Genomic DNA, 21,685 nt, shown 5'->3' with positions numbered 1-21,685 from the left:
AAATACTATGAGTAAGATAAAAGTTGCCACAATTTTGGGCACGCGCCCGGAAATCATCAGATTGGCAGAATGTATAAAAAAGTGTGATCAGTATTTTGATCATGTTTTAATTCACACAGGTCAAAATTACGACTATGAATTGAACGAAATTTTCTTCGAAGATCTTGAACTTCGCAAACCGAATTATTTTTTGAATGTTGCAGGAGAACATTTAGGCGAAACTATCGGAAATGTGATTTCAAAATCCTACGATATTTTATCTAAAGAAAAACCGGATGCATTATTGGTTTTAGGTGATACAAACAGCGTTTTAAGTACGATCGCCGCAAAAAGATTAAAAATTCCTATTTTTCACATGGAAGCAGGAAACAGATGTTTTGATCAGAATGTTCCGGAAGAAATTAACAGAAAAATTTCCGATCATATCAGTGATATAAATTTAACTTACACAGAAAACAGCCGCAGATACCTTTTGAGCGAAGGTTTTCGCAAAGACCACGTTTTTGTAACGGGTTCACCGCTGCTTGAAGTGTTAAAAAAATACGATTCAAAAATAAAAAGCAGCGATGTCGTAAGCCGACTTAATCTTCAGAAGGAAAAGTACATTGTGGTAAGCGCTCATCGTGAAGAGAATATTGATCTTGGAAATAATTTTGAGGTTTTAGCAGAATCTATAAATGCTGTGGCGGAAAAATACAATATGCCGGTCATATTTTCTACGCATCCCCGGACAAAAAACAGGATCGAAAAAAATAATATTAAGTTTCATCCTTTAGTACAAAACGTTGCGCCGCTTGGATTTTTTGATTATGTTGAACTTCAGCGCCAGTCTTTTATTGTACTTTCTGACAGCGGGACTATTAGCGAAGAATCTGCGATGATGGGTTTTCCTGCCGTAAGTATTCGTACAAGTACCGAAAGACCGGAAGCAATCGACGCGGGAACAATTGTTCTTGGTGGAATTTCGAAGGATCAAATGCTTAATTCCATAGAAATTGCGAAAGGTTTATTTGATGTTGATATTAAACAACCTTTTGAATATGAAGTAAAAAATACTTCTGACCGCGTTATAAAAGTGATTCAGAGTTACACGTCGATCGTCAATAAAGTAATTTGGGACAAATAATGAAAAAGGTATTAGTAATTGGCATCAAAGGAATGGCGGGGCATGTTATTTTTAGATATTTAAATAAGATTGAAACTTTAAAGGTTTTTGGTATAGCACGAAATGTAGATGAAAATGCTGCTGTTTTCAACATTGATGTTTCTGATACTCAAAAATTAAAAGGTCTTTTAAAAAAAGAGAAATTTGATGTCGTCATCAATTGTGTAGGAATTTTAAATAAAGATGCAGAAGATCATCCTGCAAAAGCAATTTGGTTCAACAGTTATTTTCCTCATTTTTTAGAAGAAATTACAAAAAATACTTCCACAAAAATTATCCACATCAGTACAGATTGTGTTTTTAATGGAAAAAAAGGTAATTATTCTGAAAGTGACATAAAAGATGGTGAAGGTTTTTATGCGCAATCAAAAGCGTTAGGAGAATTGGAAAATGCAAAAGATTTAACAGTCAGAACTTCAATAATTGGTCCTGATCTAAATAAAAATGGCATCGGACTTTTCAACTGGTTCATGGCGCAAAATGGAGAAATTAACGGTTATTCTTCTGCTGTCTGGAGCGGTGTAACAACCCTGGAACTTGCTAAAGCAATTGCTTTTCTTCTTGAAAATCCTGCGCAAGGTTTAGTACATTTGACAAACGGAATTCCTATAAATAAATTTGATCTAACCAGTTTATTTAAAGAAACATTCAAAAAAGATAATATTACGATCAATCCTTACGATGGTAAAATTGTAGATAAATCTTTTCAAAAATCAGAAAAAATCACTTACGATGTGCCGTCTTATGAGAAGATGATTTCAGAAATGAAAAACTGGATAGAATCTGAACACCTCTATTTTTACTAAATGAAAATTTTAATTATTTCTCAGTATTTTTTCCCTGAAAGCTTTAAAATAAATGATATTGCACTAGGACTTGTAGAAAAAGGGCATGAGGTGAGTGTTTTAACTGGTGTTCCAAATTATCCACAAGGCGAATTTTATGAAGGATATTCGTTCAACAGTAAAGATGAAATATGGAATGGCATTAAAATTTATCGGTCAAAACTCCTTCCAAGAAAGCAAAATGGCATCAGTCTTTTTATAAATTACATTTCTTTCGTTATTTTTGGCTGGATGAAAGTCTCCCAAATTACAGAAAATTTTGATCAAATATTGGTTTATGGTCTTTCGCCTGTCACGGTGGGACTTCCTGCAATAAAGGCATCAAAAAAATTTAAAGCACCCTATTATTTTTGGGTTCAGGATCTTTGGCCTCAAAGTTTATATTCTGCCGGTGGTATTAAAAATAAATATATCATTTCATTTTTTGATAAAATAACCAGATTAATTTACAGAAAAGCGGAAAAAGTTTTGGTTCAGTCAAAAGGTTTTAAAGAATATATTTTAAAACAGGACGTACCCGCAGAAAAGATTGTTTTTTACCCAAATACAACCGAAAATTTTTACAAAAAAGAATCAGTTTCTGCAAGAATTGAGCAAACAATGCCTGATGGTTTTCGTATCATGTTTGCCGGTAATCTTGGTGAAGCGCAAAGTCTTGAAACGCTTATAAATGCAGCTGAAATTTTGAGGAATAGATCAATTCCTGTCAAGTGGATTTTCCTTGGAGACGGCAGAAACCGTGTTCAGATAGAGAAATTGATTTTGGAAAAAAATCTTAAAAATGAAGTGTTCCTTTTAGGATCTTTTCCCGCGACAGAAATGCCGCATTATTTTGCATCGGCCGACGCGCTGGTACTTTCACTTAAAAAGGATGAAATTTTCGCATTGACTATTCCGTCCAAACTTCAGTCTTATTTGGCTTGTGAGAAACCAATAATTGCTTCTTTAAACGGAGAAGGTGCAAAAGTTGTGGAAAAGGGAGAATGTGGTTTTGTATCACCGGCGGAAGATTTTCAAACTTTAGCGCAAAATATTGAAAAGTTGTATTATTTATCAACAGCAGAGAGAGACGAAATGGGTAAAAGAGCTTCTGATTATTTTAATAAAAATTTTGGACGGGATAAATTGTTGAATGATCTGGTAAATTTGATGGATAAATAAGGTAGAAAAAATTTTATCAGGAATTCTGTTTAATTGCTTTTACATTTGAGCATATCCTTCGAAAAAAATCTTTATAAGTTTTAAAAAATGATTTTATATTTAGTTGTTGCGGTTTTACTTTTTATCTCGATGTTACTTTATTTTAAAGTGGCTAATAAGTTTAATATCATCGATAAACCTAATGAGAGAAGTTCTCATACTGAAATTACACTTCGTGGTGGCGGTGTTATTTTTCCGCTTGCGTTTTTATTTTTCTTAGCGACTAAACTGTTTTTAAAAAATGATGAGACTTCATCAGAAATTTATTATTTAAATGATTTTTTAATTTTTGGAGCCGGTCTTTTTTTGATCTGCGGGATAAGTTTTGTGGATGATCTGATGGATCTTTCCAGTAAAATAAGACTTATTTTCCATTTTGTTTCCGTTTCTCTTTTGCTTTATTTTATAAATGCTTTTCAAATCGCTCCTTTTTGGCTGATTCCTGTTTTTTACATTTTGATCATCGGTATTTTAAATGCCTTTAATTTTATGGACGGTATTAATGGTATCACGGGCTTTTACAGTTTGGTCGTATTAGGCGCTTTGCTTTACGTAAATGAATTTCAAATAAATTTCACGGATAATAATTTTATTATTTTTCCAATTTTAGCGAGCGCGGTTTTTCTGTTTTTTAATTTTAGAAAAGGGGCAAAATGCTTTATGGGCGATGTTGGAAGTTTGGGAATCGCGTTTTGGATAGTGGCACTTTTGGGTTTATTGATCATAAAAACCGGCGATTTTAAATACATTCTTTTCCTTGCAGTTTATGGTCTGGACGTAATTATTACCATTTTGGAACGTTTAAAAATGAAGGAAAATATTTTTAAACCACACAGAAGACATTTGTACCAGCTTTTTGCGAACGAAAAAAAGATCGATCACCGAATGATCAGCGTAATTTATGCATTGATTCAAACTTTGATTTGTTTTGTCGTAATTAAAACTTCTTCAGCAAATTATTGGATATTTATCGTCCTCATGATCATCGCTTTTATATTTTACCTATTTTTGAAAACAGCAATTAAAAAGAATCTAAAGCTTTAAAATTTATCTTTAAAATCTAAAATGTATAAAAGCGTCATTAAACCTTTAGCAGATTTTATTTTTTCGGTTGTTGCATTTATCATTTTATTGCCGGTTTTTCTGATAATTACAATTTTTCTCATCATCTGCAACCGAGGCAATCCTTTTTTCTTTCAGCGCCGTCCAGGTAAAAATGATGAAATGTTTTTTATTGTTAAATTTAAAACAATGACGAATCAAAAAGATAAATACGGACATCTTTTACCAGACGAAAACCGCACTACAAAATTGGGGAAAATCATTCGGCAAACTTCTTTAGATGAAATCCCACAGCTTCTTAATGTTATCAAAGGAGATATGAGTTTTGTCGGACCGCGGCCACTTTTACCTGAATATTTACCGCTTTATAATTCTGAGCAGAAAAAAAGACATTTAGTAAAACCCGGAATTACCGGCTGGGCACAGATCAACGGGCGGAATGCCATTTCCTGGGAAAAAAAGTTTGAACTTGATGTTTGGTATGTCGAAAATTTATCCTTTTTTACAGATCTGAAAATTATTATTTTTACAATAAAAAAAGTGTTGATCTCTCACGGAATTTATCAGGAAACCGGCAAAAGTGTGGATGTATTTAAAGGAAGCAGCTTATGATATTATTTGGCGCAGGCGGACATTGTAAAGTAATCATCGATTTATTAACATTAAACGGTCAAAAAATTGATAAAATTTTGGACGATGATCCTTTGGTTTCAGAAATCTATAATATTCCTGTTTTTAAAAATGATAGAAAAATCCCTTTAGAAGACACGATTATCTCTATTGGTGATAATAAAAGCAGAAAAAAGATTTCAGAATTATATGGTTTAAATTATATTTCTGCCTACCATCAGACTGCTTCAATTTCAAATTTTGCCAAAATAGATTCAGGAACAGTGGTCATGCCAAACAGTTCGATCGGTGCAGGCGCAATCATCGGAAAACATTGTATTATTAATACAAATGCTGTGGTAGAGCATGATTGTATAATATCAGATTTTGTGCATATTTCTCCAAAAGCATGTTTGGCCGGTCAGGTAAAAGTAGGTGAAGGTACGCATCTGGGAATTGGTGCAAATGTTATCCAGCAAGTTAATATCGGGAAATGGTGTGTTATTGGCGCGGGCGCAGTTGTTTTAAATGATTTGCCTGATTATTCTGTTGCGGTAGGAAATCCTGCAAAAATTATTAAAATAAACGATGATAATTAAAAGGATATTTGATATTCTATTTTCACTTTTAGCGCTGTTTTTTTTATGGCCGCTGATTTCGCTGTTGATATTAACTGCCAGTTTTGACACCAACTCTTTCGGCATTTTTTTGCAGAAGAGAGTAGGACAGTTTGGTGAATTATTCACCATTTTTAAAATAAAAACTGTTCATCCGAAAACGCGTATTATTTCACCTTATGGTTTGTTTTTAAGGAAAACGAAACTCGATGAACTTCCACAACTGATCAATATTTTAATAGGAGATATGAGTTTTGTTGGTCCAAGACCGGATATTTCAGGTTATTATGATCTTTTAAAAAGTGAGGAAAGATTGATCTTAAAACTAAAACCCGGTTTAACTTCTGAAGCGTCGATGAAATATAAAGATGAAGATGATCTTTTAAACAAAATGGACAATCCTTTGAAGTATAATGATGAAATTTTGTTCCCCGATAAGGTGAAAATCAATCTGGATTACTATTATAACAGAACTTTTTTATTAGATTTAAAAATAATATGGAAAACAGTTTTTCTATAATCTATACTTAAATAACTGATTTTTAATGATTCTTATTTTTTTTTACTAAATATATGTTATTTTGTATAAACTTTTACTAAAATTTTAACGTATATTTAATATTAATACACGAGAAAACGTCTTATTCGTTAAAATTTTATTAAATTTGCTTGCTATCAAAGGCTAAAACTAACAATGAACAACCACAAAATCTGGCTTTCTCCACCGCATATGGGCGGAAGTGAATTGAAATATATTCATCAGGCCTTTGCGGAAAATTGGGTAGCACCGTTGGGTCCAAATGTGAATTTATTTGAAGATCTTGTTGAAGATTTTTTGGGAGAAAACAGCCAGATCACGGCTCTAAGTTCAGGAACTGCAGCATTACATTTAGCTTTAATTATTCTTGGTGTAAAAGCCGGTGATGAAGTTATTTGCCAATCAATGACATTTGCTGCCTCCGCTTTTCCCATAGTTTATTTGGGTGCAAAACCTGTTTTTGTTGACAGTGAAGAAGACACCTGGAATATTTGTCCGGACCGTTTAATGGAAGCTATAGAAGATCGAATTTTAAAAGGTAAAAAGCCAAAAGCGATCATTGCTGTTCATCTTTATGGAATGCCTGCAAAAATGGATGAAATTTTAGCAATCTCCAAAAAATATGATATACCTGTTTTGGAAGATTCTGCCGAGTCTTTTGGAAGTTCATACAAAAATAAAAAGTGCGGCACTTTCGGTGAGATGGCACTTTTAAGCTTTAATGGCAATAAAATAATTACAACTTCTGGCGGCGGTGCAATTGTTTGTAAAACCAAAGCTCATAAAGATAAAGCACTATTCCTCTCCACTCAGGCGCGCGAACTTACAACGCATTATGAGCATTCTGAAATTGGTTATAATTATAGAATGAGTAATATAACCGCCGGAATCGGCTGTGGTCAGATGGAAGTTTTGGAAGACCGTATTTTTCAGCGTCAGGAAAATCATCTTTTTTATTCAGAATTTTTTAAAGATAAACCCGGAATTAATCTGCATTCTGAACCCAATGAAGATTTTAAATCGAATCACTGGCTATCAACAATTACGATTGATAAAGAAATCACAGGTTTTTCCAGTCATGATTTATGTAAAAAATTTGCTGAAGCTAACATTGAATCTAGACCGCTTTGGAAACCGATGCATATGCAGCCGGTATTTCAGGACGCAGATTTTTATGGTGGAGATATTTCAGAAAATTTATTTAAAAATGGTCTTTGCCTGCCATCCGGCTCAAATCTTAGTGACCAGGACCGTGCGCTGATTAAAGGAGTTTTAGAAAGTTGTTTTGTAACGGAAAAAATTAAATAAAATTTAATACCTTTCGCGCTAAAATTTATCATGGATTTTATTTATACTTTCTTATTTTCCAGATTAATTACTCTTTAATGGAAAATAAATTAAAATTTGCAGTTCTCGGTTACGGACATATCGGTACAAAACATGCAGAAATGATCAGTCAAAATCCTGATTGTGAAAATGTTGCCATTATTGATACCAAATTTTCTACAGAAGAAACTAAATTTTCTGATTTAATTCCTAAATTCTCTTCTCTTGAAAGTTTTTTAAAAAGTGAAATTCCTGTAGATATTATTGTGGTTTGTACGCCAAATGGACTTCACTTCAAACAGTCTGAAGCTATTCTTAATTCAGGAATAAATGTGATCGTTGAGAAACCGATCGCATTAGATTCAGCGGAAGCAGAAATTCTGGAAGCTTTGGCGAAAAAGAAAAATCTGCAACTTTTTCCGGTAATGCAGAACAGATTTTCACCGCCGGCAGTTTGGCTTAGAAGTCTTATTGATACCAAAGTTTTAGGTAAAATTTTTATGGTTCAAATTTCCTGTTACTGGAATAGAAATGATAAATATTACACAAGTGACAGTTGGCGGGGAACAAAATCATTAGATGGCGGAACGTTGTACACTCAATTTTCTCACTTTCTGGATATTTTGTATTGGCTTTTTGGTGACATAACTAATATCAGATCTAAATTTGCGGATTATAATCACACGCATTTAACCGATTTTGAAGATAGTGGAATTATCACATTTGATTTTCTAAATGGTGGAATGGGAAGTTTTAATTTTTCTACCTCAGTCTGGAATGAAAATTTAGAAAGTTCGCTCACAATTATCGCTGAAAATGGCTCTGTGAAAATTGGTGGACAATATATGAATGATGTTGAAAAATGCATCATTAAAGATTACCAAATGCCAAATTTAGCAGAAACTAATAAACCTAATGATTATGGCAATTTTAAAGGTTCGGCTCAAAATCACCAATACCTTTACGAAAACATTGTGAAAGTTATGCGTTTTAACGAAAAGCTCGAGATTACGCCCTATGAAAGCATTCAGGTCATAAAAATGATCGAAAATATATATTCAAAAAATTCTGATAATATTAAGCATGAAAATTAAAGAAACACCATTAAAGGACTGTTATATTTTAGAACCAACCATTTTCGAAGATGATCGCGGTTATTTTTTCGAAAAATTTAACGAAAAAACATTCGCTGACGGCACAGGGATGAATGGTCATTTTGTGCAGGATAATATTTCAAAATCATCCTATGGCGTTTTGCGCGGTCTTCACTTACAAAAAGGTCACAATGCCCAGGCAAAACTAGTTTCTTGTCTCGAAGGAAAGGTTTGGGATGTGGCAGTTGATCTTCGAAAAACTTCACCAACTTTCGGTAAATGGTTTGGTATTGAACTTTCGGCAGAAAATAAATTGCAGTTTTATGTTCCAAGAGGATTTGGCCACGGATTTTCCGTGTTAAGCGAAACTGCTGTTTTCTCTTATAAATGTGATAATTTTTACTCTAAAGAATCTGAAGGTGGTGTTCTTTACAACGATAAAGATTTAGAAATTGACTGGAAATTACCGGAAAATGAAGTCCTTTTATCAGAAAAAGATAAAATACAGGCGTTATTTTCAGAAGGAAATTTTTAAAATCAGCAGAATAAAAAACAAACACTTTTTGTTTATCTTTGCGGCATGGCAGAAGCAGTTACTATTTCTATTTGCGTTCTTTTATTAATATCTTATTTTTTTGATATTACCGCAAAATTTACTAAAATTCCGTCGGTAATTTTACTGCTTGCGATTGGCTGGCTGCTCAATCAGATCATCGGTTTGTCAGGCATCAACATTCCTGATCTGAACGTAATCTTACCCATTCTAGGAACCGTTGGTTTGATCTTAATTGTTCTCGACGGATCACTCGAGCTAGAACTGAACAGATCTAAAAAAAGTCTGGTAACCAGAACTTTACTTATTTCTACTACGTCCGTATTAATAATGACTTTTGCTTCCGCAGCTTGGCTGTACTACGAATGGGGCATTAGTTTTAGGCAAGGTTTGATCAACGTAACACCTTTCTGTATCATCAGCAGCGCTATCGCTATACCAAGTGCTATCAATCTCACAAGTGCGAAGCGTGAATTTATTATTTACGAAAGTAGTATTTCTGATATTGTCGGCGTTATTTTTTTCAATTTTGTCACTTTTGGCACCGCGATCACGATTTCAGGAGGTTTTCATTTCCTCGGTCAGTTTGCTTTAATGATCATAATTTCGATTGTCGCTTCTTTGGTTTTAGCAATTTTATTGGGAAAAATTGATCATCATATAAAATACGGTCCTATCATTATTTCAATAATTTTAATTTACGAAATATCAAAAATTTACCATCTTCCAGCCTTAATATTTATCCTATTTTTCGGTTTGGTTTTAGGTAATATTGATGAGTTGCGTGGCGTTAAATTTTTAAAAAATGTAAGATTTACAAAATTAAATAAGGAAGTAAGTTTATTTAAAGATGTTGTGATAGAAGCAACTTTTGTCGTTCGTTCACTGTTTTTTTTAGTATTAGGTTTCGTTTTGGAAACTGATGATATTATCAATGTTAACTCTCTTCAATGGTCTGGCGCAATCGTAGGATTAATATTTGTAGTGCGTTTTATCTTACTTAAAATCACTAAAATGGAAATAACACCGCTGGTTTTCATAGCGCCGAGGGGATTGATCACAATTCTTTTATTTTTGGCGATTGTTCCGACAGATAAGATTCCATTTATTAACCAGTCGATAGTCATTCAGGTTATTTTGATGACAACAGTTATTATGATGATCGGGTTAATGTTTAGCAACAAAAAAGATGAAAAAATAAAACCCGTAGAATCTGTTGAAGAAATAACGGTTTAAATATTTTTAAAAAATAAAAAAGCATCTAATTATTTTAGATGCTTTTTTTATGGTTTTCATTAAAAGGAAAATTTAATTTAATTTTTCCATTTCTGATTTAATTTTCTTCTGCAAACCTTCCGATGCAACTACAAGAGGTAATCTCAAATAATTTTTAATAATTCCTTTTTCGGCTAAAATAGTTTTTACACCGCACGGATTTCCTTCTGCAAATATCAATCGCGTGATCTCAACCAAAGAATTATGAATTTTATAGGCTTCGTCCACTTTTCTGTCAAAAGCCAGCTTCACCATTGTTGAGAATTCTTTCGGATAAGCTTGTCCAATTACAGAAATCACACCGTTTCCTCCTGCTAAAGTTACAGGAAGCGTAAATTCATCGTCTCCAGAAACTAAATTAAATGCGCTGTTTTTTTGTCTCAAAATATCAAAATACTGCAAAATATTTGGCGTTGCTTCTTTGATCATCACCAGATTTGGAAATTCATTTGCCAATCTTAACGTCGTTGAAGCTTCAACATTTTGTCCGGTTCTACCCGGAACATTATAAATAATTATATTTTTTCCTGTGCTCGCAATCATTTTATAATGTTGGTAAAGACCTTCCTGATTGGGTTTGTTGTAATAAGGTGACACAGAAAGAACGGCTTCAAAAGCTGAGAGATCAGCATTTTCAATCTGCTCTTTTACTTCCATCGTGTTGTTTCCGCCAATACCCAAAACCAATGGAACGCGTTTATTATTAATTTCAACAATATGTTTAATTACCGCTTTTTTTTCCTCAGAACTCAAAGTTGCAGCTTCGGCTGTCGTACCCAAAACTACAAGATAATTTGTGCCATTGTCAATATTATAGTTAACAAGTTTTGTCAAAGAATCAAAATCTACGGATAGATCTTCATTGAACGGCGTTATTAGCGCTACACCTACACCTTTTAAAGTATTCATTTAATTAAATTTTTTGTCAAAATTAGTGTTTTTTTAAATTTTTTCTTCTAATTATTTATCGCTAATTATTTTAAATTAATAAATGGTAAACAAAAAATTCATTTTACAATTAATTGTCTAACTTATTTTATATTTGCCTTAATTAACTTTAAAGAATGAAGTCCAAAATTTTTCTGTTTGTTTTTTCTGCTTTTATCATTACTTCTTGCACGTCAAGGATTAACATTGCAAATGTTGAAGCTCAAAAAAATCAGGTTATTTCTTCAGATTTAAAGGATGATCCAACTTTTGATAAAGTGATTGCTCCTTACAAAGATAAATTAGCCCAAACCATGAATTCCGTGATTTCTCATACCAATGCAGATCTCACAAAAAGTGGTGATAATAGTAATTTAGGTAATTTGTTAGCAGATTATACTTTCGAAGGTGCTTCTGAATGGGCAAAAAAAAATAATAAACCTGCGGTTGACGCCGCTGTAATAAATATCGGAGGAATTCGTTCTACAATTGGGAAAGGCGATGTACTTTTAAGACACGTTTATGAAGTAATGCCTTTTGAAAATGAAGTGATGATCGTAAAATTGAAAGGTTCAGATCTTCAGGGTCTTTTTGATTATTACGCAACGACGCAGAAAAATAATCCGGTTTCTCATTTATACATTGAGACCGATGCAGGAAAAATTACGGCGGAAACCATAAACGACGAAAAAATCACAGCCGAAAAAGAGTATTACATTGCAACCTCAGATTATTTAGCATTAGGCGGCGATAGTATGAATTTTTTTAAAAAAGGTGAAATGATTTCTACAGGGATAAAACTTCGTGATTTGTTTATACAAAAATTTAAAGCAAATCCTGAAATTTCGGCGCCAAACGACGTCCGTATTTTATTTAAAAATAAAAAAGCAACTGAAAATGAATAGAAAAACTTTTCTAAAAACACTTTCTGGGGGAACTTTAGCGGCGGCGTTTTTACCAAACATGCTTTTTGCTGAAAATTTTAATAATATTTCCAAAAAAGCTTCAAGAAAATTGACCGTTCTTCATACGAACGATCAACACAGCAGAATTGAGCCTTTTGATTCGTCTTATACAAAAAATCCAAATCAGGGTGGTTTTGCGAGACGTGCTAGTTTAATTCAAAGCATCAGAAAAGAGGAAAATAATGTACTTTTATTGGATTCCGGTGATACTTTTCAGGGAACACCTTATTTTAATTTTTTTGGAGGTGAACTGGAATTTCGTCTTATGAGCATGATGGGTTACGAAGCTTCCACACTAGGAAATCACGATTTTGACAATGGTTTGGAAGGATTCTTAAAAGTGCAGCCAAACGCAAAATTTCCTTTTATTTGCTCAAATTATGATTTTAAAAATACCATTTTAGACGGACAAACTGTTCCCTACAAAATTTTAGATAAAAACGGAATAAAAGTAGGCTTGTTTGGAGTGGGAATTGAACTTGAAGGTTTAGTTGGTAAAAAAAATTACGGCGAAACGAAATATCTTGAACCTGTAGAAATTGCAAATCATTACGCAGATTTTTTAAAAAATGAAAAAAAATGTGATCTTGTAATTTGCCTTTCTCACATTGGTTATGATTATGAGAACGAACCAAATAAAATTTGTGATAAAAAACTAGCGGCGCTTACTGACAATATTGATTTAATTTTAGGCGGTCATACGCATACATTTTTAAAAGAACCGGAAGTTTTTAAGAATAAAAGTGACAAAAATGTGTTAGTAAATCAGGTTGGTTGGGCAGGTTTACTTCTCGGAAGACTGGATTTTTTCTTTGATGAAAATAAAAAAGTACAAAATGTTGCCTGGAATAATCAGGTGATTGGTGATCGGATCTTGGTATAAAATTTATGAAAAAAAATATATTTATTTGTTGCTTATTCTTAGGTTTAAGTTTATTTAAAAGTCAAAATATTGGGTCTGGAAAATGGAGTGATCTTTTTTCCTACAACAATGTTTTAGCGATGCGGGAAGACACAGACAGAATAATCGCCGCCACTGAAAACGGTATTTTTTATTACACGCCTTCCACCGGAGAAATCACCAAATTATCTAAAGCAAATGGTCTACATGAAGTAAAAATTTCTGCTTTTGACTACAATCCAGTTACAAAAATTGGTTTGGTAGGCTATGTTTCCGGTTCGATGGACGTCATTACACCAGACGGAATCACTTTGGTAGTTGATATTCCTATTGCTACTGGCTATAATGGCAGCAAAAAAATTAATCATATTTCAATTTCGGGTAATAATGCTGTGGTTTCGGTAGGATATGGGGTTTCCATTTTTAAACTTGATAAAAAAGAATTTGGTGATACGGCATTTTTTAATAATAATGGAATTTATACTGTTGTAAATGAATCTGTTATAAAAGACAATACCGTTTATGCGGCGACTTCTGATGGTATAAAATCCCATGATATGAATGTTTCATTTCCGATTTTCAGTACTTGGACAACACCAGTCAGCGGAAATTTTACGCAAATCGCTGTTAATGAATTTATATTTGCCTCAACACCTAATCAAATTTATAAGGGAAGTGCAGCGTCTTTCAGTCCATTTGGAGGTGGTTTAAATGGTATAAAAGATTTAATAACAAATAGCTCAACAGTTTTGGCTGCTTACGGACAAAGTGTTTCAAGATACGACGTAAATGGCGCTTTGCAGAGAACTATCAGCGCAAACGAAGAAGTCAATACAGGTTTGCAGTTTCAAAATCAAATTTATACGGGTACGGTTCTTTCGGGAATTTTTAATGAAAGTTTACAACCGTATAAACCGGACGGCCCCTATTCTAATATTTCTTATAAAATTGATCTTGTTGGCAAGCAGATCGTTGTTTCCACGGGAGGAAGAGAAGCTTATAACAACCCTTTGGCAAGAAATCTTGGTTATTACCACTTTGATGGAACGCATTGGAAGTATCCTGATTATTTCAAGAATTTCACAGGGCAGTTAAATACCATGGATGCTGTAATTAATCCTGCAAAACCAAGTGAGATATTTTTTGTGAATTATACTTTTACCGATGGTAATATGGGTATTTACAAGATGGAAAATGATGTTTTTTCAAAACTATATTTAAGTACGGGAACATTTTTTAACAGAATTGCAGGTTTGTCTTTTGACGAAAATAATCAGCTTTTTGCATCTTCTACGGACGTTAGCAAATTAGGATTTTATAATTTTGATAAGGCTACGGATACTTTTAACAGAGTACTTGTCGTTAATGGAAAATCGGTCCAAAAACCTTTTACAAGTAATGGAATTCTTTACGTAATGTCTCCTTACACAGGTGGTGGAATTTTAATCTATAATTATAATAATACACCAACTTCATTAGGTGATGACAGCTTAATAATGTTACGAGAGCCGAACAATTTACCTTCACAATCCGTTATCTCAGCTGCCTTAGATAAGCAGGATGTTCTTTGGATCGGTGCAGCTACAGGTCTAAGAACATTGCAAAATCCGGCAGGTGCAATTACGCAGGATTCACCGCAGGCAGAAAGTGTTGTGATATTGCAAAATGGTTTACCTGAAGAGCTTTTTAGAGATAATGCCATCCTTCAGATCGCAGTAGATTCAGGTAATCAAAAATGGGTTTCAGTTGATGGCGGTGGCGCTTATTATTTAAGTTCGGACGGACAGCAAACTATTCAGCACTTCACAAAAGCCAACTCACCAATCCCAACAGATAATATTACAGATATTAAAGTGGACGAAAAAACCGGGAAGGTTTATTTTGTCACGCTTGATGGCATTGTCGTTTATCAGGGTGATGTGGTAAATGTAACTTCAAATTTTGGCGATGTTTTAGTCTATCCAAATCCTGTGGTTTATGCAAATTATAAAGGAACCGTTAAAATCCGTGGTTTAGCGCAAAAAACCAATATCAGAATAACGGATGCAGCAGGAAATCTGGTTCATCAAAATGTTTCGAGAGGTGGTTTTTATGAGTGGGATCTCAATAATCAGCGGGGCAGAAGAGTAGCATCAGGTATTTATTTTGTTTTAATGACTAATGAAGATGGCACAGACACAGCAACAGCAAAAATCGCGGTGGTGAACTAAAAACATTGATGACTAAAAAAAAAGGTTTCCTTTTATCTTATTTAAAGTATGGCGATAATGACGCAATTCTCCACTGTTTTACCGCAGATGAAGGGTTTGAAAGTTTTTATATCCGTGGGATTTATAGTTCAAAAAACAAGAAAAAATTCTTACTAACGCCCTTATCAGAAATTTTCTTAGATGTTAATTTAAAAAGAAAATCAACAGCTTTACCACTTCTCAATCAGATTGAAAGCGTAGATACTGATTATTTTGAATTTGATATAAAGAAAAGTTCTGTACTTTTTTTTATTTCAGATCTTTTAAATCAGGTTTTAAAAAGTGAAAATAGTCAAAGTAAGATTTATAATGAAATTGAACTTTTTATTTTCCATTTAAAACAGGATAAAAAGCAGATCCATCTTCTTTTTTTATTTAAAATTATTCAGTTTTTAGGTTTCGCGCCATTGATCAACGACGGCAAATATCTGGATATCGAAACTGGTGTTTTTACTGAAAATCTATCTCATCAAGTCTTTGACGAAGAAATATCTTCAATCTGGAAAAATATTCTGGAAAACGAGGATATTTATAATTTTAAAATACCGCAAAATAAAAGCAGAGAACTTTTAAATTCTCTGCTTATTTATTATCAGTTTCATCTTGAAAATTTCAGAATACCGGTTTCACTTGAAATAGTAAAAGAAATTTTTAATTAAGAATTAAGGATTTGGTCTCGTATCAGTTTTATATACCTGAAAATCAAAAACAAAACTTCTGTCGTTTAAGCTAAATCCAGTATAATTAAAATGTGAATCTTTGCCGAAAGCTGCTCTAGATGGTACAATTATAACGCCTTGAAGTGTGTAATTATCAGAATCCGGAATATCATAAGCCTTAAATTTTTGTAAAGCTTCTGAAAATCCTTCTATTTGATAATAACTTCTTTGTTTTGAAGCATCAGTTGTAGCAGCTGCCAAAACAGAATTTTTAACATAAAAATACGTTGGATCAACTTCTGGTACACCAGTCCCGGAAACTCCATTACGGAAGGTTTGAGGAAAGTTAAAGGTTACGACATCATTTATATTCGTTGCCTGATAGGTCAGCGTGTTTGAAAGCAAACGGATAACATCAGTATTTCCTATTACTTTGCCTGTAGCTGGTTGTGCGCCAGCTCTCATTATATAAATTACGCCAGAGGGTAAAGTCACAGGATTTAAATCTGCAAGTTTTACGTTGGTAGCGCTCGGTACATCTGTTGTTGTGAAAGGCTTAATATTACCGCGGGCATCTAAAAAATAATCATTGAGAAATTTTACAGCGGCCTGATCATCATATTTATTTTGTGTTGCAGCATCATAGACCGTTGCAGTAACTGGTGTTTCTGTAGAATCATTTTTGCAGGAAGAAAGTGCAAGACTAATAATTGCAAAACTGAATATTATTTTTTTCATTTTAATTTAATGATTAAATTGCTTAAATATTTAATTCAGCAAAAGTAAAAAAAAGATATGAGAATAGATAAGTTTTTATGGAGCATCAGATTTTACAAAACCCGGACATTGGCGTCGGATGAAATTAAGAAAAATCGGGTTTCCATAGGCGACAACAAAGTAAAAACTTCTAAAGAAGTAAAAATCGGTGACGAGATCACGATCAGAAAAAACCAGATTGATTATAAAATTAAAGTTTTGGAGATCCCAAAAAGTCGGATGGGTGCGAAATTAGTTCCATTACACATCAGAGATATCACTTCGAAAGAGCAACTCGATCTTTTAGCTGCAAGACAGGATAGCCAGAATTATTACCGGAATAAAGGCGAAGGAAGACCTACCAAAAAAGACCGCCGTGAAATGGACGGCTATCTTGAAACAGACGACGATGAAGTAGATGACTGGGACAACTTTTTTAAAGTTCCAAAATCAGACGAAGATTAAATTTTTAATTTCTTCTGTGATTTCTTCTGCAAATCTACCATCTGTTGAAACAGTAAATTTTGATTGGTTGTAATAAAAATTTCTTTCAAACAAATGTTTTGCGATATATTCCGGAAGTTCATCTTCCGGAATATTTGCAATTATTGGCCGTGTAGATTTTTCGCTGATCAATCTTTCTACCAAAGTTGAAATATTGGTTCGTAAAAATACACTTATCGATTTTTGATTTATCAGATCAATATTGTTATAATAGGCGGGCGTTCCGCCACCAAGACTGAGGATAATAGCCTCTTTTTGCTCCAAAATTTCTTCTAAAATTTCTTTTTCCTGCTTTCGAAAGAAGATTTCACCCTGATCAGCGAAGATTTCCGGGATACTTTTTTGATTTTTTTGCATTATTTCGGCATCTAAATCAATTAATTTATAATTCAATTTTTTGCTTAAATTTTTGGAAATGTGTGTCTTACCAGAACCCATGTAGCCGAGTAGGGAAATAATCATGTTTTTATTTTGCACAAATTACTTAAAAAATTTTGAGATTTTAAAAAAACTCTTATCTTTGCACCACTTTATTAACAGCATCAAATGCTAGAAGATAAAGACTCGATAGCTCAGCTGGTAGAGCAATACACTTTTAATGTATGGGTCCTGGGTTCGAATCCCAGTCGGGTCACAAAACAGAAAAGTTCCGTAGACAATACGGATTTTTTTTGCCTGTGTGGTGAAATTGGTAGACACGCCATCTTGAGGGGGTGGTTTCCTAAAGGATGTGCTGGTTCGAGTCCAGTCGCAGGCACAGAATCGCATAAGCAATTAGTAATAATTAATGGGTAATTACTAATTTGAGATTAATTATTACTCATTTATAAAGACCGACTCGATAGCTCAGCTGGTAGAGCAATACACTTTTAATGTATGGGTCCTGGGTTCGAATCCCAGTCGGGTCACAAATTTACTTCACAGTAAATTTCATAATATTTAGTGATTTGGTTATTAAAAGCTTTCTCCTAAAAGGAAAGCTTTTGAGTTTCTTACATTCTGATCAATCGAGATGTTTGTTATCAATCAATCTTACATCGCCCAAATTCACTACTAAAAAAGCACGGTAATTTTTATCTTTATAAAAAAAGTCTGTTTCCTTTAAAGTTTTCTCATCAGCAATAATAAAATATTCCAGTTCCATTCCATTGGCTTTCATAAAAATTTCTTTTACTCTTTCATTAATTTCCTGCACAGTAATAACCCTGAACCAATCATTAACCTGGATTAAAGTTTTATTTAATAATTCTGCCTCCTTTTTTTGATGAGAGGTTAGTCTTTCATTTCTTGAGCTTAGTGCGAGGCCGTTTTCATTTCTAAAAATAGGAACGCCATGAACTTTTATAGGTAACTTTAATTTTTGCACCAGTTTTTTTATAATAGCAAGCTGCTGAAAATCTTTTTCCCCAAAATAAGCCTGATCCGGACGTACCTGACGAAAAAGTTCTTCCACTATCGTTCCCACACCATCAAAATGTCCTTTTCGGTATTTGCCTTCCATTTCGTTTTCTAATCCATCAAAATCGTAATGCTTACTTTCTGCGCCGTTTGGGTACATATCTTTAAGCTGAGGAATATAAACAGCATCAACATCTTTAGAATCTTCAAGCTTTTTTAAATCAAATTCTAAAGTTCGGGGATATTTTTCCAGATCATTTGAATTGTCAAACTGCGTGGGATTAACAAATATCGATGAGATCACGAGATCATTTTCGTCTTTTGCTGCTTTGTAAAGAGATAAATGACCTTCATGAAGTGCTCCCATCGTGGGCGCAAAACCGATTTTTTTCCCCATTTCTTTTTGTCGCTCTATGTAATTCAGCAGCGTGGTCTTATTTTTTAAAATCTCCATGGCTTTATTGTTTGTTGTAAAATTAAAAAAAAAATATAAATAAAATTAGGGTCTTTAATTTGAAATTAATTTAGATGTTTTTATTATAAAGCGCGCTGCAAGTGCCTTTGTATTAAATAAATGTTAAATAAAATTTATTATTCTAAATTTTCGTAATTTTGCAAACTAAAGCCGGAGGACGCTCCTGCTAGGAAGTAACTACAAAAATAATATGCAGAATAAGAAAATACTATACGTAACCACAGAGTTGCACCCTTATCAGGAAGACAGCAATATGGGAACTATGGTAAATAAGATGGCATTGAAGATGCATCAGGCAGGTAATGACGTTCGCGTTTTCATGCCCCGATTTGGCAGTATCAGTGAGAGAAAGTTTCAGCTTCACGAAGTGATAAGACTTTCTGGAATGAACATTATCATCAATGATCTGGATCAACCTTTGATTATAAAAGTGGCTTCCCTGCCCGGAGAGAGACTTCAGGTTTATTTCATCGACAATGATGAATATTTTAAAAGAAAACATTATTACGGAGATGATGAAACATCTTTTTTCGAAGATAATGATGAACGCGCCATATTCTTTGCAAGAGGTGTGATAGAAACAATAAAAAAATTAAACTGGGTTCCGGATGTTATTCACTTAAATGGCTGGATGTCTGCGTTTATTCCAATTTATTTAAAAACTTTTTACAAAAAAGACTCCTATTTCAACGATACTAAAATCGTTATGTCTTTGTATAATGAAGACAAAGTGCCTTTCAGTAATAATATAGAGGAAAAACTAAGATTTGATAATATATCAAATTTTACGTCTCTAGAAAATCCAAGTTCAGAAACCTTTCTGCTGGAAAGTGTAGAGTTTGTAGATGTTGTCTTAAAAGGCGACGAATTTTTAGAGGGTGACCTTGATGAGAAATTTAACTCTACAACCGTTCAAAAATCAGAATATTTAGGCTCTGATTCTTTCAATAAAATTTACTAATAGAATTTAAATAAATGACTAAAAAAATTCAAAGACTGTTGCAGATTTCATTATTTGCAATTATGGGCAGTCTGTTGCTTATAAATTGTGAATCTGACGCTGATAATCTCGGTGCGCAATTTTTTCAGCCCGGAGCGGCACAGGATGGCGTGGTTTTAAATGATCTTACAGCCTATAATATTTCTCATAATGACACGGTAAGAACAGATGGGTTTCAAATTGGTGCTAGCAAAGTGTTGGATTCAGTTGTTCTTGGTGCATTTAATGTCCCACAATTTGGCGTTCAGAAATCTTCCTATTTTACGCAGTTAAGACTGCCAACTTATCCTCTTACTTTTGGAACAAATGCTACAGTTGATTCTGTCATTGTTACCATTAAACCTCAATTTTCCGCAGATTCTATTAAAACTACAACAAATACAAGTTTTAATTATCCAGATGGAAATGTACTTTCTACAAAGGTCGTCAACACTTATCCAATTAGTTTGAAATATGGAAGAACAAAGATTGGAGGTAAAACAAATCTTACGATCAATGTCAATGAGGTAAATGATTTTATGGGATCAAATCAGACTAAACTTTTTTCTAATATGAATTTTGCAGAAGGCGCGCTGATCGGTTCAAAAGTATTTAACGGAGATATTACTTCCGTGAATATTAAAAAGAACAGTGATAACTCTGTTTTGGTTGACCGAACTGCTTCATTAAGAATTCCTTTAGATGCAGCTTTTTTTCAAAGTAAAATTGTAGCTAAATCCGGATCTTCGGAGTTAGGTGATGTTTCAACATTTATTAGATATTTTAAAGGTTTAAAAATATCCGTAGCAGAAAATGATGGTTATTTATTTAAATTTAATCCAAACGAAATTACACTACAGATCTATTATAAAAATGATCTTGTTGCAGGCGGTACAACTACCAGACCTCAGAGTACTGTTTCTCTAGACTTGGGTGCGAACAATGTTCATTACCAAAAAGTGGATTATAACAGAAGCGGAACTGCCGTTGCAAGTGCTTTGGCAACTTCAAATCCTCTATTTGGTGATAAAAAATTATTTCCACAGGGAATGGGAGGACCTGGTATTGGTTTAAAAATTCCAGATTTAACTATCACATCACTCAGAAATTTATATTTAAATCAGAAAGCTGGTATTTTGTCTGCCAAGATAAGGTTATACACGGATGCATCCTGGACTAATAATTTTAAAAAACCCAAAAGATTTTTAATTCAGCAAAAAGATGTGGGGACTTTTCTAAAAGAATTTTCAACGTATTCTTCAAATCCTAATTTCAGTGTGTTCACAGTGAATAATCTCTATTCAAATCCTGCATATTATGATATTGATCTTACAAAAACTGTAAAAGATATCATTGAGACCGGCGCACCGAATAAAGACCTTATTTTAAATGTAGGTGATTATCTAAGAGATTTATCTTCTGGACAATACGTTGGTTTAGCACCCATACTTTATCCACAGTTTTTACCTTACGGTCAAAATTTCAATGATCGTGCTTACACACCAAACGCTGTAGTTTTAGTGGGATCTGATCCTGCTTCAGACAAGCGCGCACAGTTAAGAATAATATATACATCAAAACAATAAAA

At 33.4% G+C, this 21,685-nt stretch carries 22 protein-coding genes and 3 tRNA genes; 21 read left to right on the top strand and 4 right to left on the bottom strand.

The window, feature by feature from the left end:
• Positions 1-7 precede the first annotated feature (7 nt).
• The 11 genes from wecB (at position 8) to BM238_RS06025 (ending at position 10,245) form a co-directional block, all read left to right on the top strand.
• Positions 8-1,126, top strand: coding sequence for a non-hydrolyzing UDP-N-acetylglucosamine 2-epimerase (gene wecB, locus BM238_RS06075; protein WP_090079315.1), 1,119 nt, complete (start codon positions 8-10; stop codon positions 1,124-1,126).
• Positions 1,126-1,971, top strand: coding sequence for a dTDP-4-dehydrorhamnose reductase family protein (locus BM238_RS06070; protein ID WP_090079314.1), 846 nt, complete (start codon positions 1,126-1,128; stop codon positions 1,969-1,971). The genes wecB and BM238_RS06070 overlap by 1 nt, the downstream gene beginning before the upstream one ends.
• Entirely contained in the window at positions 1,972-3,171 is a 1,200-nt protein-coding gene (locus tag BM238_RS06065; protein ID WP_090079313.1) for a glycosyltransferase family 4 protein, read from the top strand.
• An 87-nt stretch (positions 3,172-3,258) separates the two neighbouring features.
• Positions 3,259-4,254 (top strand): MraY family glycosyltransferase, encoded by a 996-nt coding sequence (locus tag BM238_RS06060; protein WP_233741928.1) that lies wholly within the window; start codon positions 3,259-3,261, stop codon positions 4,252-4,254.
• Between the two features lie 21 nt (positions 4,255-4,275).
• A complete protein-coding gene (locus tag BM238_RS06055; RefSeq protein WP_090079312.1) occupies positions 4,276-4,884 on the top strand; it encodes a sugar transferase in 609 nt (202 codons plus the stop codon).
• Entirely contained in the window at positions 4,881-5,480 is a 600-nt protein-coding gene (locus tag BM238_RS06050; RefSeq protein ID WP_090079311.1) for an acetyltransferase, read from the top strand. The genes BM238_RS06055 and BM238_RS06050 overlap by 4 nt, the downstream gene beginning before the upstream one ends.
• Positions 5,470-6,018, top strand: a complete 549-nt coding sequence (locus BM238_RS06045) for a sugar transferase (RefSeq protein WP_090079310.1) — start codon at positions 5,470-5,472, stop codon at positions 6,016-6,018. Before BM238_RS06050 ends, BM238_RS06045 begins: the two co-directional genes overlap by 11 nt.
• A 174-nt stretch (positions 6,019-6,192) precedes the next feature.
• Positions 6,193-7,344: an aminotransferase class V-fold PLP-dependent enzyme gene (locus BM238_RS06040; protein ID WP_143093359.1), complete on the top strand. Its 1,152-nt coding sequence runs from the start codon at positions 6,193-6,195 to the stop codon at positions 7,342-7,344.
• Positions 7,345-7,421: 77 nt separating this feature from the next.
• Positions 7,422-8,456 (top strand): Gfo/Idh/MocA family protein, encoded by a 1,035-nt coding sequence (locus tag BM238_RS06035; protein ID WP_090079309.1) that lies wholly within the window; start codon positions 7,422-7,424, stop codon positions 8,454-8,456.
• Complete coding sequence (gene rfbC / locus BM238_RS06030) at positions 8,446-8,991, top strand: dTDP-4-dehydrorhamnose 3,5-epimerase (RefSeq protein ID WP_090079308.1); 546 nt, start codon at positions 8,446-8,448, stop codon at positions 8,989-8,991. The genes BM238_RS06035 and rfbC overlap by 11 nt, the downstream gene beginning before the upstream one ends.
• 45 nt (positions 8,992-9,036) lie before the next feature.
• The gene (locus BM238_RS06025; protein ID WP_090079307.1) at positions 9,037-10,245 is read left to right on the top strand and encodes a cation:proton antiporter; all 1,209 of its coding nucleotides are present in this window, start codon (positions 9,037-9,039) and stop codon (positions 10,243-10,245) included.
• A gap of 72 nt (positions 10,246-10,317) precedes the next feature.
• Here BM238_RS06025 and dapA read toward each other — a convergent pair whose 3' ends face one another.
• On the bottom strand, positions 10,318-11,193 hold the full coding sequence (gene dapA, locus BM238_RS06020) for a 4-hydroxy-tetrahydrodipicolinate synthase (RefSeq protein WP_090079306.1): 876 nt from the start codon (positions 11,191-11,193) through the stop codon (positions 10,318-10,320).
• A 155-nt stretch (positions 11,194-11,348) separates the two neighbouring features.
• Here dapA and BM238_RS06015 point away from each other — a divergent pair, with 155 nt between their 5' ends.
• From BM238_RS06015 to recO, 4 genes are read left to right on the top strand one after another with little or no spacing between them, the layout of a single operon-like run.
• Positions 11,349-12,116: a 5'-nucleotidase C-terminal domain-containing protein gene (locus BM238_RS06015; RefSeq protein ID WP_090079305.1), complete on the top strand. Its 768-nt coding sequence runs from the start codon at positions 11,349-11,351 to the stop codon at positions 12,114-12,116.
• Positions 12,109-13,059, top strand: coding sequence for a bifunctional metallophosphatase/5'-nucleotidase (locus tag BM238_RS06010; RefSeq protein ID WP_090079304.1), 951 nt, complete (start codon positions 12,109-12,111; stop codon positions 13,057-13,059). Before BM238_RS06015 ends, BM238_RS06010 begins: the two co-directional genes overlap by 8 nt.
• Positions 13,060-13,064: 5 nt before the next feature.
• Positions 13,065-15,287: a type IX secretion system anionic LPS delivery protein PorZ gene (gene porZ, locus BM238_RS06005; protein WP_090079303.1), complete on the top strand. Its 2,223-nt coding sequence runs from the start codon at positions 13,065-13,067 to the stop codon at positions 15,285-15,287.
• Positions 15,288-15,295: 8 nt separating this feature from the next.
• A complete protein-coding gene (recO, locus tag BM238_RS06000) occupies positions 15,296-15,985 on the top strand; it encodes a DNA repair protein RecO (protein ID WP_090079302.1) in 690 nt (229 codons plus the stop codon).
• 3 nt (positions 15,986-15,988) lie between these two features.
• On the opposite strand, the gene BM238_RS05995 is transcribed toward recO, so the two are convergent.
• Positions 15,989-16,723 (bottom strand): hypothetical protein, encoded by a 735-nt coding sequence (locus tag BM238_RS05995; RefSeq protein ID WP_090079301.1) that lies wholly within the window; start codon positions 16,721-16,723, stop codon positions 15,989-15,991.
• Positions 16,724-16,780: 57 nt separating this feature from the next.
• On the opposite strand from BM238_RS05995, the gene BM238_RS05990 reads away from it, so the two are divergent.
• Positions 16,781-17,206, top strand: a complete 426-nt coding sequence (locus BM238_RS05990) for an RNA-binding S4 domain-containing protein (protein ID WP_090079300.1) — start codon at positions 16,781-16,783, stop codon at positions 17,204-17,206.
• Here the strand turns inward: BM238_RS05990 and BM238_RS05985 are convergent.
• Positions 17,192-17,707, bottom strand: a complete 516-nt coding sequence (locus tag BM238_RS05985) for a shikimate kinase (RefSeq protein WP_090079299.1) — start codon at positions 17,705-17,707, stop codon at positions 17,192-17,194. The two genes, BM238_RS05990 and BM238_RS05985, sit on opposite strands and share 15 nt — an antisense overlap.
• A gap of 99 nt (positions 17,708-17,806) precedes the next feature.
• Between BM238_RS05985 and BM238_RS05980 the strand changes: the two genes are divergently transcribed.
• The 3 genes from BM238_RS05980 (at position 17,807) to BM238_RS05970 (ending at position 18,153) form a co-directional block, all read left to right on the top strand.
• Positions 17,807-17,879: transfer RNA gene (locus BM238_RS05980), tRNA-Lys, on the top strand.
• A 39-nt stretch (positions 17,880-17,918) separates the two neighbouring features.
• Positions 17,919-18,002, top strand: a tRNA-Leu gene (locus tag BM238_RS05975).
• 78 nt (positions 18,003-18,080) lie between these two features.
• Positions 18,081-18,153, top strand: a tRNA-Lys gene (locus tag BM238_RS05970).
• A 95-nt stretch (positions 18,154-18,248) separates the two neighbouring features.
• On the opposite strand, the gene panC is transcribed toward BM238_RS05970, so the two are convergent.
• Positions 18,249-19,097 carry a pantoate--beta-alanine ligase gene (panC, locus tag BM238_RS05965; RefSeq protein WP_090079298.1) on the bottom strand — a complete coding sequence of 283 codons (849 nt, stop codon included), beginning with the start codon at positions 19,095-19,097 and terminating at the stop codon, positions 18,249-18,251.
• Between the two features lie 211 nt (positions 19,098-19,308).
• On the opposite strand from panC, the gene BM238_RS05960 reads away from it, so the two are divergent.
• The gene (locus tag BM238_RS05960) at positions 19,309-20,079 is read left to right on the top strand and encodes a glycogen/starch synthase (protein ID WP_090079297.1); all 771 of its coding nucleotides are present in this window, start codon (positions 19,309-19,311) and stop codon (positions 20,077-20,079) included.
• 14 nt (positions 20,080-20,093) lie between these two features.
• Entirely contained in the window at positions 20,094-21,683 is a 1,590-nt protein-coding gene (locus BM238_RS05955) for a DUF4270 family protein (protein ID WP_090079296.1), read from the top strand.
• Positions 21,684-21,685 lie beyond the last annotated feature (2 nt).

The organism is Halpernia frigidisoli, assembly GCF_900113805.1.
In the GTDB taxonomy this organism is placed as follows: Bacteria; Bacteroidota; Bacteroidia; order Flavobacteriales; family Weeksellaceae; genus Halpernia; species Halpernia frigidisoli.
This window is presented reverse-complemented; position numbering and strand designations above follow the sequence as displayed.